Here is a 15,449-nt window from a genome sequence, read left to right on the forward strand (position 1 = left end):
ACGAACACGTCATTGACAGCATATTTATTTCCGTGCTAGAACTAATTCATGCTCGCCACCGACCCTGACGTCACGACCCCGCTGCACCAGGGCTCGACGATGCCCCCGGTGGTGCATCTGCGCAACGGGGGCACCAGCCTGGTCGTCGATCTGACGGCACATCCCAACCCCGCGATCGTCCACTGGGGTGCCGACCTCGGTGACGCCTCGGAGCGAACACTCGAGTCGCTCGCCGTCGCCGCACGCCTGCAGCGTGTCTCCGGCGGCCTCGACGCGACCGCACGGCTCACCGTGGCCCCCACGGATGCCGGCGGCTGGCTCGGCACGCCGCCCCTCGAAGGTCATCGCAACGGTGCGAGCACCAGCGCCCTGCTCACCCTGAACGGGATCGAGCACGATGGCGCCGCCGTGCTCATGCACCTGGTCGACGATGAGAACGCCCTGACACTTGATGTGCGCCTCTCGGTCGGATCGGCGGGACTGGTCCGCGCGGGAGTGACCCTGACGAACACGGGAATGACCGAATACACCGTGCAGACCCTGCAGGCGATGCTGCCGGTGCCCTGGGATTCCACCGAGATCCTCGATACGACGGGGCGGCACCTGCGGGAGCGCACGTCGCAGCGCCATACGATGACCTTCGGCAGCTATGTGCGCGAGAGCCGGCGAGGTCGCCCTGGAGCGGATGCGACGCTGCTGCTCGCGGCCGGTCGTCCGGGATTCGGCTTCGAGCATGGCCAGGTCCACGCCGTTCATCTCGCCTGGAGCGGCAACCAGCGGGTTCTCGCCGAACGCGGGACCACCGGCGAAGTGTTCCTCGGCGGAGGCGAGCTCTTCGGTCCGGGAGAAGTGACCCTGGCCCCCGGAGAGCGACTCGCCGCGCCGGAGCTGATCGGCTCGTGGGGCGACGGCCTGAACGAACTGGCCGGTCGCTTCCACGACGAGTGGCGCGCCCGCCCCCAGCATCCGCGTCGCCCCCGCCCGATCACGCTGAACACCTGGGAGGCGGTCTACTTCGACCACTCACTCGCGCGGCTGACCGCGCTCGCCGACGCGGGCGCACGACTGGGAGTCGAACGATTCGTCCTCGATGACGGCTGGTTCCGTCATCGCCGCGACGACACGGCAGGGCTGGGCGACTGGTACGTCGATGACGGCGTCTGGCCGCAGGGACTGCACCCGCTGACCGACCACGTCACCGGCCTCGGAATGGAGTTCGGACTGTGGTTCGAACCCGAGATGGTCAACCCCGACAGCGACCTGGCACGCGCGCACCCCGACTGGCTGCTGCGCGGGCGAGAGACTCTTCCGCCCTCGGCCCGTCAGCAGCAGGTGCTGAACCTCGCCCACCCTGACGCGTACGACTATCTGTTCACGCGTATCAGCGCGATCCTCACCGAGTACCCCATCTCGTACATCAAGTGGGATCACAACCGCGATCTGGTGGATGCCGGCTCCGGCCCGAACGGTGCACGCCGGGTGCATGCACACACGCTGGCCGTGTACCGCCTGATCGACGCGCTCAAAGCGGCCCATCCGGGTCTGGAGATCGAGAGCTGCGCCTCGGGCGGCGCTCGCGTCGACCTCGGCATCCTCGACCGCACCGACCGCATCTGGGTCAGCGACTGCCTCGACCCGGTCGAACGCCTCGAGAACCAGCGCTACACCGGGCTGGTCGTGCCCCCCGAGATGATGGGGATGCACCTGACCACCCCGCACGTGCACTCGACGGAGCGCACCGTGCCGCTCACGATGAGCGGTGCGGTCGCCCTCTTCGGCCACTTCGGCATCGAGTGGGACGTGAGCGCCCTGTCGGATGCGGATGCCGCCACCGTTGCCGATTGGGTCGCGCTGGCCAAGTACGTGCGCCCCGTGGTCGCCACAGGGCGCGTCGTGAACGTCGACGTCGCCGACCCCGGACTCGACGTGCGCGGCGTGGTCTCGGCCGATCAGAGCACGGCGTTCTTCACGATCTCGCAGACACAGACGCTGATCTCCTCGCCCACCGGGCGCATCCGCCTGCCGGGCCTGGTCGACGGGCACGAGTACCGTCTTCGCGTCATCACGCCCGGCGGCGTGGTGACCGAACCCGCACAGTCCCCGTTGGAATGGGCGCACCACGACACCGTCCTGACCGGACGCCAGCTCGGCGCCGTCGGCGTGCGTCCCCCCGTTCAACATCCGCAGCAGTCCGTCGTCGTCGCCCTTACACGCGTCTAGACCCGGCTACCCACCAGCGCAAGGAGGCGCACATGAGAAAGCGTCTGATCCGCACCACAGCGGCTATCGGCATCGTCGGGCTCGCCGCTCTCAGCGGCGGGTGCGCGGCGAACCCCGCCGGCGAGGTGACCACCCTCGACTTCTTCCAGTTCAAGGGCGAGGCGCTGGGCGATTTCAACGACATCATCGCCGATTTCGAAGCCGAGAACCCCGATATCAAGGTGGTGCAGAACCAGGTCGCCGATTCGGAGACGCTGATCCGCACGCTGCTGGTGAAGAACAGCACACCGGATGTCATCACCCTCAACGGCAACGGCAGCTTCGGCAGGCTCGCCGAGGCCGGCGTCTTCTACGACTTCTCCGACGAGCCCGTGCTCGAGACCATCAACCCCGGGGTGCAGGAGATCCTCGCCCAGCTGGGCAACGCCCCCGGCGAGGTCAACAGTCTCGGCTACGTCAACAACGCCAACGGCATCATCTACAACCGCCAGATCTTCGCCGAACAGGACCTCGACGTACCCGAGACCTGGGACGAACTGATCGCGCTGTGCGACACGCTCGTCGAGCGGGGCATCACCCCGTTCGCGACCTCACTGGCCGAGAACTGGACGGCGATGCCCTCGTGGAACGGGATCGGCGCCTACTACAGCCAGGACGACTTCTTCGACGCGATGCGCGCCGAAGGCGAGAACGTCGGCCCCGACTCGGCGGTGTCGTTCGAGAAGGACTTCCCCGATGCGATGGCGCAGCAGGCACAGCTGTTCGAGTACTCGCAGGACGGATACCGCGGCGCGTCGTACGACGACAGCACCTCGTTGTTCGCGCAGGGCGGTGCCGCGATGATGTTGCAGGGCATCTGGGCGCTCAGCCCGGTCAAGGCCGCGAACCCCGACATCGATGCCGCGATCTTCCCGTACCCCGTGCCCGCCGACCCCGACGATCGGATGCTGGTCTCCGGCGTCGACGTCACCGTCACGATGGCCAGGGACACCCCGCACCGCGAGGAGGCACTGCGCTTCATCGAGTACCTGTTCCAACCCGATGTGATCGAGAGTTTCGCCGCCTCGCAGACGATGGTGCCCTCGGTCATCGGCGCGTCGCTGAGTGACGACCCGGCACTGCAGTCGATCGCTCCGTACTTCGACGCCGGGCGCATCACCGGGTTCATCGACCACCAGGTTCCCCCGGCGATCCCGCTCACCGGCATCGTGCAGCAGTTCCTGTACGACGGCGACGCCACCGGTGCGCTGCGCACTCTCGACAACGAGTGGCGCAAGGTCGCCGCGCGTACGATCACCCCGACGGAGGACTGAGATGGCCACGCTCACCGCACCTGCCCCGCCCGCTCGCGAATCATCGCCATCACGGCGACGCAGCCGGCTGGCCCCACGTGGCTACTACTGGTTCGTCTGGCCGGCGGTGATCGCCTTCGCCGCGTTCCACACGCTGCCCGTCATCATCGGCGTGTTCTTCAGCTTCACGAACTACGCCGGATACGGCACCTGGGACTTCGTGGGGTTCGCGAACTACGCGAACATCTTCCGCGACGACCGCGTGCTGCAGGCCTACGGGTTCTCGTTCCTGTTCGCCATCGTCGCGACGGTGCTGACCAACGCGATCGCGCTCGCGATCGCGATGGGACTCAACGCCAGGATCCGGGCCCGCAACTTCTGGCGCGGCGTCTACTTCGTGCCGTACATCCTGGCCGTCCTCGTCGTCGGGTACGTCTTCCAGTTCCTGTTCTCCAACTCGCTGCCGAAGATCCTCTCCGGCATCCCGCTGTTCGCCGACAACATCCTCACCGACCCCACCTGGGCATGGACGGCGATCGTGGCGCTGGCGGTCTGGCAGGCCTGCGCGTTCGCGATCATCATCTACCTGGCGGGGCTGCAGACCATCCCGGGTGAGCTGTACGAGGCCGCCGCCATCGACGGGGCGAGCACGGCCCGTCAGTTCCGCTCGATCACCTTCCCGCTCATCAGCGCGTTCTTCACGATCAATGTCGTGCTCAGCCTGAAGAACTTCCTGCAGGTGTTCGACCCGATCGTCGCCCTCACCAACGGCGGCCCGGGCACATCCACCGAATCCGTCACGCTGTTGATCTTCCGCGGCGGCTTCACCGGCGGCGAGTTCGCCTACCAGACGGCGAACGCCGTGCTCTTCTTCATCGTGATCACGCTCGTCTCACTCTTCCAGTTCCGGGTCCTTCAGCGCAGAGAGGCCGACTTCTGATGTCCGACTCCACCACAATGCCTCACACGAACGACGCCACCCGTGCGGTCGTCATTCCCCGCCGACGTCGCGAGCCAGGCGGCGACCCCGCCGACACGCGACGCACGAACTGGTGGGCGACCGCACTCATCGCCGTCTGCTCGCTGACGGTGTTCATCCCGCTCTACCTGTCGGTGTCGGTCGCACTGAAGACGCCCGAGCAGCTGGCATCCGGCACGGGTTTCGAACTGCCCTGGCCGATCAACTGGCAGAACTTCGCCGTCGCGTGGGAACGCACCGACTACCCACGGGTGCTGCTGACCACGGCGATCATCACGGCGGGCTCGGTCGTGTTCACGCTGCTCACGAGCTCACTGGTCAGCTACGCGCTGGCGCGCAACCTGCACCGGCCGTTCTTCAAGGGCGTGTTCTACTACCTGCTCGCCGCACTGTTCATCCCGTTCCCGATCATCATGCTGCCGCTGGTGAAGCAGACGTCGCTGCTGGGCCTGGACAACCCGGCGGGGATGATCATCCTGTACACGATCTACGGCCTGAGCCTGAACATCTTCATCTACACGGCGTTCATCCGCTCGATCCCGATCGAGCTCGAGGAGGCCGCGCGCATGGACGGCGCATCGACGTGGCGCGTGTTCCGCCAGATCGTGTTCCCGCTGCTCATGCCGATGAACGCCACAGTCGGGATCCTGACCTGCGTGTGGGCGTGGAACGACTTCATCATGCCGCTGGTCGTGCTGACCTCGCCCTCCGATCGCACACTCTCGCTCGCGCAGTACGTGTTCCAGGGACAGTACAACACCGACTACACGGTCGCCTTCGCGTCATACCTGATGGCGATGGCACCGCTGCTGATCGTCTACATCTTCTCGCAGCGATGGGTCATCTCGGGCGTGATGCGAGGCTCGATCAAGTGATCCCCGGGGTGGGCTTCGGTCACCGGTCGGGCATCAGCGCCGCATGATGACGCGTGCCAGTCTCGTGCCCAGCAGCTGCACGAGGTGCACGAACACGACGATCAGGATGATCGCCGCCCACATCACGACCGGCTCGAACTTGCGGAAGCCGTAGATCTGGGCGAACGCGCCGAGGCCGCCACCGCCGATGAGCCCTGCCATCGCGGTCATGTCGATCAGGGCCACGACGATGAAGGTGTAGCCGAGGATCAGCGGGCCCAGGGATTCGGGGATCGCGACGGTGAACAGGATCCGCCACGGCCCCGCGCCCATCGATCGGGCCGCCTCGATCACGCCGGGCGAGACCGAGACGAGGTGCTGCTCGACGATGCGGCCGATCGCGAAAGCAGCCGCGATTCCGATCGCGAAGGCTCCGGCGGTGGTGCCGATGCCGATGCCGATCACGGCGCGCGTCACCGGCTGCAGCACCGCGATGAAGATCACGAACGGAATCGGCCGGAAGAAGTTCACCAGCAGCTCGAGGATGCCGTTGACGAGCCGGTTCGCCATCAGACCACCCGGACGGGTCACGTACAGGCCGATGCCGATCAGCGTGCCGAGGATGCCGGCCAGCACGAGCGCGTAGGTCGTCATGTACAGCGTCTCGAGCGCGGCATCCCAGAACTCGGGCCACAGTTCGTTGAGGCGATCCATCAGGCGGCCCCTTCCTGGATCTCAGTGACCGTCGCGTGGGACCGGATCTTCTGCAGGGTCGCGTCGACCGCGGCATCCGCCCCTCTGATCGCCAGGGTGAGGTGACCGAAGGCGCGACCGCGGATGTCGTTGATGCCGCCGTAGACGAGCTCGAAGCCGAGTCCGGCCTCGGCGAGGTCGACGAAGACCTGTGCCTGCGACGAGTCGCCGTCGCGGAACGAGAACGTGACCAGTCGCCCCTCGTGGCGCGCGCGCAGCGCGGCGCTCTCGACAGGCGACGGGATGCCCTTGATGACCGTGCCGACGAAGCGCTGCGAGGCGGGGTTCTGCGGGTCGGAGAAGACCTCGAACACGTCGCCCTGCTCGATCACCCGGCCGTGCTCCATGACGGCGACCTTCGTGGCGATCGTCTGGATGACGTCCATCTCGTGCGTGATGACGATGATCGTGACGCCCTGCTCTTCGTTGACCCGCTTGAGCAGCGCGAGCACCTCGTGCGTGGTCTGCGGGTCGAGTGCGCTCGTCGCCTCGTCCGCCAGCAGGATTGCGGGGCGGGTGGCCAGTGCCCTGGCGATCCCGACGCGCTGCTTCTGTCCACCCGAAAGCTGCTCGGGATACGCCTTGGCCTTGTCGGCGAGACCGACGAAGCGCAGCAGTTCATCGACCCGCGCGTCGATGTCGGCCTTCGACCAGCCGGCGAGCTTCAGCGGATAGGCGATGTTCGCCTTCACGGTCTTCGACGAGAACAGGTTGAACTGCTGGAAGATCATGCCGATGCCGCCGCGCACCCGACGCAGTTCGCGTTCACTCAGCGCGGTGATGTCGACGCCGTCGACGTGGATCGTGCCGCGGGTGGCGGGCTCCAGCGCGTTGACCAGCCGCACCAGCGTCGACTTTCCGGCCCCGGAATAGCCGATGATGCCGAAGATGTCGCCACGATCTATATCGAGCGACACGTCGTCGACCGCGATCACCTCCGCACCGCCCTTGGCTGCGGGCGGGTACGTCTTGGTGACGTCGGTGAGGCTCACGATTGTCATCTGCTTCTCCTTGTGAGCGCGGGAATCGGGCGGCGCAGGATGCGCACCGCCCGATTCTCTCGCAGTCAGTCTCCGAGCGGGCTCAGCCCTGCGCCGCGGTGTCCTCCTCGACCTTGGCCAGCGACTCCTCGAGATCGGCGACCGGCGTCTGCAGCGGGACGATGGTGTTGCCGGATGCCTCGAGCAGGCCCTCCTGCACGGCCTCGTCGGTCTGGAAGATCTCGACCAGCTTCAGGTAGGTCTCGTTGTCCTTGTCCTCGGCGCGCGAGGCGAAGATGTTCACGTACGGCAGAGCGTTGGGGTCGCTCGGGTCGTCCTGTGCGATGGCGTCCTCGAACTTCAGGCCGGCCTGCGTGACGAAGTCGTTGTTGATGATGGCCGCGGCCACGTCGGGCAGCGAGTTCGGGATCAGCGCCGCCTCGAGCGCGATCACCTCGACCTTGGACTTGGCCTCATCGATGTCGGAGAGATCGGAGAAGATCGTGCCGCCGCTCGTGAGCTCGATGAGTCCGGCGGACTGCAGCACGAGCAGGGCGCGCGCCTGGTTCGACGCGTCGTCGGGAACGGCGACCTTCTCGCCCTCCTCGATGTCGGCGACGTCGTCGACCTTCTGCGAGTACAGACCCAGCGGGTAGATGCCGGTCGACCCGATCGGCGTGAGGTCCTCGCCAGAGGCGACGTTGTAGCCGGCCAGGTACACGATGTGCTGGAACTGGTTCAGATCGAGCTCGCCCTCCGTCAGCGCGGGGTTCGGCTGCTCGTAGGAGCCGAAGTCGACCAGCTCGACGTCGATGCCCTCGGCGGCGGCGGCCTCGACGAATGCGGGCCACTGCGGATCGCTCTTGCCGACGACGCCGATGCGGACGGTCTCGTTCTCGGCCGATCCGGCGTCACCGCCGTCCGCGGCGGGTGACGAGGCGCATCCGGCGAGGGACACGATGAGCGCGGTCGCTGCTGCGGCGACTGCGAGGGTGGTGGTGCGGCGGGACATCTCGGGTCTCTTCCTCTCGTGGGGACTCGAAAACCGTATGCTCCGGGCACACGCGCCCAGTAATCAGCGCGTCATATTACGTCACAGCGAACGCGATGTGAGTAATCTTCGCGCCGCAGCGCTCTTCCGCAGTGTCTCAGCCCAGCTGCTCGGTGAGCTCGAACCAGCGAAGCTCGAGCTCTTCGATCTCGTCCTGCTGCGCCTGGATCTGCTGCATCTTCTCGCCGAGACCCGCGTAATCGGCCTGGTCGTGATCAGCGAGGGCGTGCTTGGCCCGATCGACCTGGTCGTTGAGCTTCTGCATCTTGCGTTCGAGCGCGGAGAGCTCCTTCTGCGCGGAACGGAGATCGGCTCCCGAAAGAGCAGGGGCAGACGGCTCTCCGCCGCGTCGCGTCTCGCCTCGCTCGCTCGACGACCGTGGTGCGGCGGTCTGCGCCGCACGCAGTCGCAGGTACTCGTCGATGCCACCGGGCAGGTGGCGCAGCCGGCCGACCCCGTCGGCGCCTGCGAGCACGGCGTACTGCTGGTCGGTGACCCGCTCGAGGAAGTAGCGGTCGTGGCTGACGACGAGCAGCGTGCCCGGCCACGAGTCGAGCAGATCCTCGATCGCGGCGAGCATGTCGGTGTCCATGTCGTTGGTCGGCTCGTCGAGGATCAGCACGTTCGGCTGGTCGAGCAGCACCAGCAGCAGCTGCAGGCGACGCTGCTGACCTCCGGAGAGGTTCTTGACCGGGGTGGAGAGCTGTGCCGAGGTGAAGCCGAGCCGTTCGAGCAGCTGGCCCGGGGTCAGGTCCTGCGCTTTGGAACCGGCGCCGAACGTGTACGAGGTGCGCAGGCCGTTGATCACGGTGCGCACGGGATCGTTCCAGTGCTGCTCGAGCTCGTCGATCCGCTGGGTGAGGGTGCGCACCTGCACGGTCTTGCCGCGTTTGACACGGCCGCTGGTGGGCTCGACGGTGCCGGCGACGAGACCGAGCAGCGTCGACTTGCCCGCGCCGTTGACACCGAGGATGCCCGTGCGCTCCCCCGGCGCGATGCGCCACTCGACGTCCTTGAGCACTTCACGATCGCCGTAGCTCACCCCGGCATCCAGCAGGTCGACGACGTCCTTGCCGAGGCGGGCGACGGCGAGCGACTGCAGCGAGACCGTGTCGCGGATCGGCGGCTCATCGGCGATCAGCGCGTTGGCCGCGTCGATGCGGAACTTGGGCTTGCTGGTGCGCGCCGGGGCGCCGCGGCGCAGCCACGCGAGCTCCTTGCGGGCGAGGTTCTGGCGCTTCGCCTCGGACGCGGCGGCCATGCGGTCGCGCTCGACCCGCTGCAGGATGTATGCCGCATACCCGCCTTCGAAGGGCTCGACGATGCGGTCGTGCACCTCCCAGGTGGCGGTGCAGATCTCGTCGAGGAACCAGCGGTCGTGCGTCACGACCAGCAGAGCGCCAGCGGTCTTCGCCCAGCGCGACTTCAGATGCCCGGCCAGCCAGGTGATCGCCTCGACATCGAGGTGGTTGGTCGGCTCGTCGAGGGCGATGACGTCCCAGTCGCCGGCGAGCAGCCGCGCCAGCGAGACCCGGCGGCGCTGGCCGCCGCTCAGTGCGCTCACCGGGGCATCCCACTCCAGGTCGCCGACGAGACCGGCGATGACGTCGCGGATCTTCGCATCCCCCGCCCACTCGTGCTCGGGGGTGTCGCCGACCACCGCTCCGCCGACGGTCAGCGAATCATCGAGCGTGTCGGCCTGGTCGAGCACGCCGATGCGCGTGCCACCGCGGACGGTCACGCGACCGGCATCCGGCTCCTTCCTGCCCGCGAGCATCGCGAGCAGGCTCGACTTGCCGTCGCCGTTGCGCCCGACGATGCCGATCCGGTCCCCCTCCTCGATGCCGAGGGTGACGGAGTCGAAGACGACGCGAGTGGGGTATTCGAGGTGGAGCCCTTCGGCTCCGAGCAGATGTGCCATGTCGTCTCCAGGGTAGTCGCGTCGCACGCACGAGCCGCCCGCACCCCGAGGGGAACGGGCGGCCGGTGCGCAGCGACGCGGAGTCGTTACTGGTACGACTCGACGATCTCGAGCAGGTTCGGCACGTTGGCGTAGGCCTCGGCGGCGTTGTCCTTCGTGACGATGACGGGGTCGAGCAGGTACGACGGAACGATCTTCATGCCGTTGTCGTACTGCTCGGTGTCGTTGACGTCGACGTCGGTGCCCTCCTGCAGCTGGCCGACCATCTTGATGGCCTGCTCCACGAGCAGCGCGGTGTCCTTGTTGATCGTGGAGTACTGCACGCCCTCCATGATCGACTTGACCGACTCCACCTCGGAGTCCTGACCGGTGACGACCGGGATGTCCTTGCCGGCCTGCTGCACGGAGGTCAGGATGGCGCGGGCGAGCGTGTCGTTCGGCGAGAGCACACCGTCGATGACCGTGTCACCGCCGTACGTCGAGGTGATCAGGGTGTCCATGCGGTTCTGCGCGTTCTCGGCCAGCCAGCCCTCGGTGGCCGTCTGCCCGATCTCGGTCTGACCGGATGCCACGACGAGCGTGCCGTCGTCGATCTTCGGCTGCAGCACGTCCATCGCGCCGTCGAAGAAGACGGCCGAGTTCGCGTCGTCCGGCGAGCCGGAGAACAGCTCGATGTTGTACGGCGCCTCGTGGCCGGCGTTCGCCTCCAGCCCGTCCAGCAGCGCCTGCCCCTGCAGCTGGCCGACCTTGAAGTTGTCGAAGGCGACGTAGTAGTCCACCGCCTCGGTGTTCTCGATCAGGCGGTCGTAGGCGATGACGTAAGCACCGGCGTCCTTCGCCGCCTGCACCTGGGTGGCCAGTTGCTTGCCGTCCTTGGCGCCGATGATGATGACCTTCGCACCGCCGGTGACCATCGCCTGGATCTGGTTCTGCTGCTCTGCCACCGTGTTGCTCGCCGGGGCGTACTGAACGTCGGCCTTGAAGCCGGCCTCCTCCAGCCCGTCGGTGAACAGCTGCCCGGCCAGCACCCAGTTCTCACTGGTCTTGTCCGGAAGGGCGACGCCGATGGTCGCCCCGGCCTCGAAGCCCGCGGCCTCCTCGCCGCCGGTGTCACCGCCGGTTCCGCCGCCGCGCTGCGCGCCCGAGCAGCCTGTGAGGGCCAGTGCACCTGTGACGACCAGCGCTGTCGCCGCTACTGCGATTCTCTTCATGCGATCACTTTCTCTCAAGGTGTCAGGGCCGCCCGCGCTCAGCGCGAGGACGGCTCCCTTGTCCCGTTCGCGCCGTCGGCGACGGGGGTCTGCAGGGTCGACGAGCCGAAGTCATCGGTTCGGGCTCGGCGACGGGTGAGGAATCCGATGAGCGAGGGACGTCCCTGCTGCTTGTTCCACACGTCGATGCCGACGGCGAGCAGCAGCACGAGGCCCTTGACCATCGAGACGACATCGGCCGACAGGCCGAGCAGCGCCATCCCGTTGTTGAGGAAGGCCATCACGAGACCGCCGATGATCGAGCCGATCACCGTGCCGATCCCGCCCGACACGGCAGCGCCGCCGATGAACACCGCCGCGATCGCGTCGAGCTCCCACATGTTGCCGTCGCCGGGGCCGGAGGCCTGCGAGCGGGCGACGAAGATCATCCCGGCGAGCGCGGCCAGCACCGACATGTTCGTGATGACGAAGAAGTCGACCCAGCGGTCCTTCACGCCGGACAGCCGTGCCGCCTGCCGGTTGCCGCCGACCGCATAGATGTGCCGGCCGAAGATCGTGTTGCGGGTGATGAAGGTGTACAGGATCACCAGTGCGAGAAGGATCAGGCCCGAGATCGGGAAGCTCGTGCCCGGACGCCCGGTGGCGAACAGCCAGCCGGCGCCGAGGATGACGGCAGACAGCACGACGACCTTCGTGGTCGCGACCCACGTGGGCGCGACCTCCGCCCCCATCTTCCGCTGGCTGCGCCGGGTGCGCAGCTCGTAGACGACCACCCAGGCGACTGCGACGAGGGCGAGGATCATCGTCGGCACGTTGAAGTTCATCCCGGGAATCGGGACCTCGGGCATGTACCCGGCGCCGATCACGACGAACTCCTTGGGCACCGGGACGGTGGTCGACTGCCCGATGAACTGGTTCGCGCCGCGGAAGAACAGCATTCCCGCCAGCGTCACGATGAAGGCCGGCACGCCGACATACGCCACCCAGAACCCCTGCCACGCGCCCACCAGAGCACCTACGACGAGCCCCAGCACGATCGCCCAGGGCCAGGGAAGGCTCCATTCGGTCATCGCCTTGGCGACGATGATGCCGGTGAAGGCCGCCACCGATCCGACCGACAGATCGATGTGCCCCATGATGATGACCATCACCATCCCGATCGCGAGGATCAGGATGAACGAGTACTGGTTGATCACGTTGATGAGGTTGTTCGGTGACAGCGTGGCGCCGTTCGGATTGCGCATCATCGTGACGACCTGGAAGAACAGCACGATCACCAGCAGGCTGCCCAGGATGCCGAATTGACGCAGCGACGAGGTGCCGTTGCCGCCGAGCATCTGCTTGATGTCGCCGAAGTGGAAGCCGCGCTTCCCCGTGTCGGTCGTGGTCGTGCTCACGTCGACCCGCTCCGCTCTCTCAGTTCGTGCCATGCGCATTCGCCTTCTGGTTCGTGGAGGTCATGCTGCGCATGAGCGCCTCCGGTGTGGCCTGGTCCGCGGGGATGCAGTCGGTGACGCGCCCCTCGAAGATTGTGTAGATGCGGTCGGAGATGCCCATCAGCTCCGGCAGCTCGCTCGAGATCACGATGACGCCCTTCCCCTGCGAGGCGAGCTCGTTGATGATCGAGTAGATCTCGTACTTCGCGCCGACGTCGATGCCTCGGGTGGGCTCATCGAGGATCAGCAGGTCGGGATCGGTGAACATCCACTTGGCGAGCACGACCTTCTGCTGGTTGCCGCCGGAGAGCTTCGAGACGCCCTCGTCGACGGTCGGGGTCTTGATGCGCAGCGCCTTGCGGTAGCGTTCCGAGACCGCGTACTCCTCGCGATCGTCGACCACGCCCCGTCGGGCGATCTTCGACAGCTTCGCCGAGACGATCGAGCGCTTGATGGTGTCGAGCAGGTTCAGGCCCAGCACCTTGCGGTCCTCGCTGACGTAGGCCAGTCCGTGCCGGATCGCCGACGCGACGTCGGGCAGCACGATCTCCTGTCCGTCTTTGACGAGCGTGCCGCTCTGGTAGATGCCGTAGGACCGCCCGAAGACGCTCATCGCGAACTCGGTGCGCCCGGCTCCCATGAGCCCGGCGATGCCGACGACTTCACCTCGGCGCACGGTGAGGCTGGAGCCCTTGACGCTCATGCGCTCCGAGACGGTCGGATGCTGCACCCGCCAGTCGCGGACCTCGAAGAACACCTCGCCGATCTCCGGGGTGCGATCGGGGTACCGACTCTCGAGCGAGCGACCCACCATGCCGCGGATGATGCGATCCTCGCTGATCTCACCGCGGGTGATGTCGAGGGTCTCGACCGTGCGCCCGTCGCGGATGATGGTGATCTCGTCGGCGATCTGCTCGATCTCGTTGAGCTTGTGGCTGATGATGATCGACGCGATGCCCTTGGCCTTCAGACCGAGGATCAGATCGAGCAGGTGCTGCGAGTCGGACTCGTTCAGCGCTGCCGTGGGCTCGTCGAGGATGAGCAGCTTGACGTCCTTGTTGAGCGCCTTGGCGATCTCGATCAGCTGCTGCTTTCCGACGCCGAGGTGCTTGATGGCGATGTCGGGGTCCTCATCGAGGCCCACGCGCGCCAGCAGTTCGAGCGCACGGGTCTTCGCGGCCCGCCAGTCGATCGCGCCGAAGTGGGCGATCTCGTTGCCGAGGAAGATGTTCTCGGTGACGGAGAGCTCGGGGATCAGCGCCAGTTCCTGGTGGATGATCGCGATCCCGGCCTGTTCGCTGGCGGCGATGTCCCTGAAGCGCTGCTCCTGCCCGTAGAGCAGGATGTCGCCGTCGTAGCTGCCGAACGGGTACACCCCCGACAGCACCTTCATGAGCGTGGACTTGCCCGCGCCGTTCTCGCCGCAGATCGCGTGGATCTCGCCCGCCCTGACGGTGATCGACACGTCGGAGAGAGCCTTCACCCCGGGGAACTCCTTGGTGATGTTGCGCATCTCCAGGATGGGGGCTGACACGGTCGGCATCGTTGCTGTGGTGCTCACGGATCTTCCTCGCGATTCGACGGTCACGCGATGTGACCGTTCACATGATCACATTTCTAAGCCTTGGCATCCACCGCTGTCAAGTGCGACGGGCGACTGCGACCTCATCGTGATGAACTTGACTCGCGTGTGCGCAGGATCGGGTCGAGCGCGCCGAAGACCGGCACCTGCTCGCCGCGGATCTCGGCGAGCAGGATCGCCACCGCGCGCCTGCCCAGCTCGGTGAAGTCCTGGTGCACGGTCGTCAGCGTGGGGCAGACGTGCGCCGCCACCGGTATGTCGTCGAAGCCGACCACGCTCACGTCGCGCGGCACATCGATTCCGGCGTCGCGGAATCCGTGCATGAGCCCGATCGCCATCAGATCGTTCGCGGCGAACACGGCCGTGAAATCGCGTCTGCGCGCGAGCTCTCCCCCGGCGAAGTACCCGAAGTCGGCCGTCCAGTCGCCCCGGATCGGCGGGAACGTCGTCAGGTCGGCATCCCGCATCGCGTCGAGGTAGCCGCGCATCCGCGACTCGGCCTCGATCCAGTCCTGCGGACCGGCGAGGTGCAGGATCTCGGTGTGCCCCAGCGCGATCAGATGCTGCGTGACCAGCCGCGCACCGGTGAGCTGATCGGCGGAATGCGTGACCCCGTCCGACCCGGACGCGGTCTGCAGGCTGACGTAGGGCACGCCGATCGCCATCCCGCGCAGCACGTTGAACACGCGCACCTGCGGCGCCAGCGCGACGATGCCGCTGACCTGCTCGCGTGCCAGCTGACGGATCGCCTCGCCGATCGCCTCCGGCGTCGTCTCGGGGAGGTTCACAGTGGTCACCGAGTACCCCTCCGCGCGTGCGGCGTCCTCGATGCTCGCGATCGACGCCGTCGGCCCGAACTCGCCGACGGTGGCCGAGAGGATGCCGATGTTCGTCGTCCTGCTCGTCACCAGTGCGCGGGCAGCGCGGTTGGGGCGGTAGTCGAGCACCGAGATCGCATCGAGGACGCGGCTCTTGGTCTCGGGCCGGATGCTCGGGTGGTCGTTCAGCACCCTCGAGACGGTCTGATGCGAGACTCCGGCCAGACGCGCCACATCTCGGATGCTGGGCACCCGGGCGCGCTCGGAGGACTCAGCCATCGGAACGCCTCCCTCGGAATGTGCACGATCACATCAATAGTGCCATTATGCCGGGTCGGTGCCGGGCCATGCC

General features: G+C 66.9%; 12 protein-coding genes. 4 read left to right on the top strand and 8 right to left on the bottom strand.

Going from position 1 to position 15,449, the window contains the following annotated elements; genetic code table 11:
* Positions 1-48 precede the first annotated feature (48 nt).
* Genes WDU99_RS08805 through WDU99_RS08820 form a run of 4 tightly spaced genes read left to right on the top strand, consistent with a single transcriptional unit; the run spans position 49 to position 5,366 of the window.
* Entirely contained in the window at positions 49-2,220 is a 2,172-nt protein-coding gene (locus WDU99_RS08805) for an alpha-galactosidase (protein WP_337332079.1), read from the top strand.
* A 32-nt stretch (positions 2,221-2,252) separates the two neighbouring features.
* Positions 2,253-3,533 carry an ABC transporter substrate-binding protein gene (locus tag WDU99_RS08810; protein ID WP_337332080.1) on the top strand — a complete coding sequence of 427 codons (1,281 nt, stop codon included), beginning with the start codon at positions 2,253-2,255 and terminating at the stop codon, positions 3,531-3,533.
* 1 nt (position 3,534) lies between these two features.
* A complete protein-coding gene (locus WDU99_RS08815) occupies positions 3,535-4,452 on the top strand; it encodes a carbohydrate ABC transporter permease (protein WP_337332081.1) in 918 nt (305 codons plus the stop codon).
* 17 nt (positions 4,453-4,469) lie between these two features.
* Positions 4,470-5,366, top strand: coding sequence for a carbohydrate ABC transporter permease (locus tag WDU99_RS08820; RefSeq protein ID WP_337332082.1), 897 nt, complete (start codon positions 4,470-4,472; stop codon positions 5,364-5,366).
* A 33-nt stretch (positions 5,367-5,399) separates the two neighbouring features.
* Here WDU99_RS08820 and WDU99_RS08825 read toward each other — a convergent pair whose 3' ends face one another.
* The 8 genes from WDU99_RS08825 to WDU99_RS08860 form a co-directional block, all read right to left on the bottom strand.
* On the bottom strand, positions 5,400-6,059 hold the full coding sequence (locus WDU99_RS08825; RefSeq protein ID WP_337332083.1) for a methionine ABC transporter permease: 660 nt from the start codon (positions 6,057-6,059) through the stop codon (positions 5,400-5,402).
* Positions 6,059-7,099 (bottom strand): methionine ABC transporter ATP-binding protein, encoded by a 1,041-nt coding sequence (locus WDU99_RS08830; RefSeq protein WP_337332084.1) that lies wholly within the window; start codon positions 7,097-7,099, stop codon positions 6,059-6,061. The genes WDU99_RS08825 and WDU99_RS08830 overlap by 1 nt, the downstream gene beginning before the upstream one ends.
* A gap of 82 nt (positions 7,100-7,181) precedes the next feature.
* Positions 7,182-8,090, bottom strand: a complete 909-nt coding sequence (locus WDU99_RS08835; protein ID WP_337332085.1) for a MetQ/NlpA family ABC transporter substrate-binding protein — start codon at positions 8,088-8,090, stop codon at positions 7,182-7,184.
* A gap of 136 nt (positions 8,091-8,226) precedes the next feature.
* Positions 8,227-10,050, bottom strand: coding sequence for an ABC-F family ATP-binding cassette domain-containing protein (locus tag WDU99_RS08840; protein WP_337332086.1), 1,824 nt, complete (start codon positions 10,048-10,050; stop codon positions 8,227-8,229).
* A gap of 86 nt (positions 10,051-10,136) precedes the next feature.
* Positions 10,137-11,261: a sugar-binding protein gene (locus tag WDU99_RS08845; RefSeq protein ID WP_337332087.1), complete on the bottom strand. Its 1,125-nt coding sequence runs from the start codon at positions 11,259-11,261 to the stop codon at positions 10,137-10,139.
* A 38-nt stretch (positions 11,262-11,299) separates the two neighbouring features.
* The gene (gene mmsB, locus WDU99_RS08850) at positions 11,300-12,691 is read right to left on the bottom strand and encodes a multiple monosaccharide ABC transporter permease (RefSeq protein WP_420063994.1); all 1,392 of its coding nucleotides are present in this window, start codon (positions 12,689-12,691) and stop codon (positions 11,300-11,302) included.
* Entirely contained in the window at positions 12,678-14,240 is a 1,563-nt protein-coding gene (mmsA, locus tag WDU99_RS08855; RefSeq protein WP_337332186.1) for a multiple monosaccharide ABC transporter ATP-binding protein, read from the bottom strand. Before mmsA ends, mmsB begins: the two co-directional genes overlap by 14 nt.
* Before the next feature lie 122 nt (positions 14,241-14,362).
* Complete coding sequence (locus WDU99_RS08860) at positions 14,363-15,376, bottom strand: LacI family DNA-binding transcriptional regulator (protein ID WP_337332088.1); 1,014 nt, start codon at positions 15,374-15,376, stop codon at positions 14,363-14,365.
* Positions 15,377-15,449 lie beyond the last annotated feature (73 nt).

Origin of the sequence: Microbacterium bandirmense, assembly GCF_037204185.1 — a bacterium.
Lineage (GTDB): Bacteria > Actinomycetota > Actinomycetes > Actinomycetales > Microbacteriaceae > Microbacterium > Microbacterium bandirmense.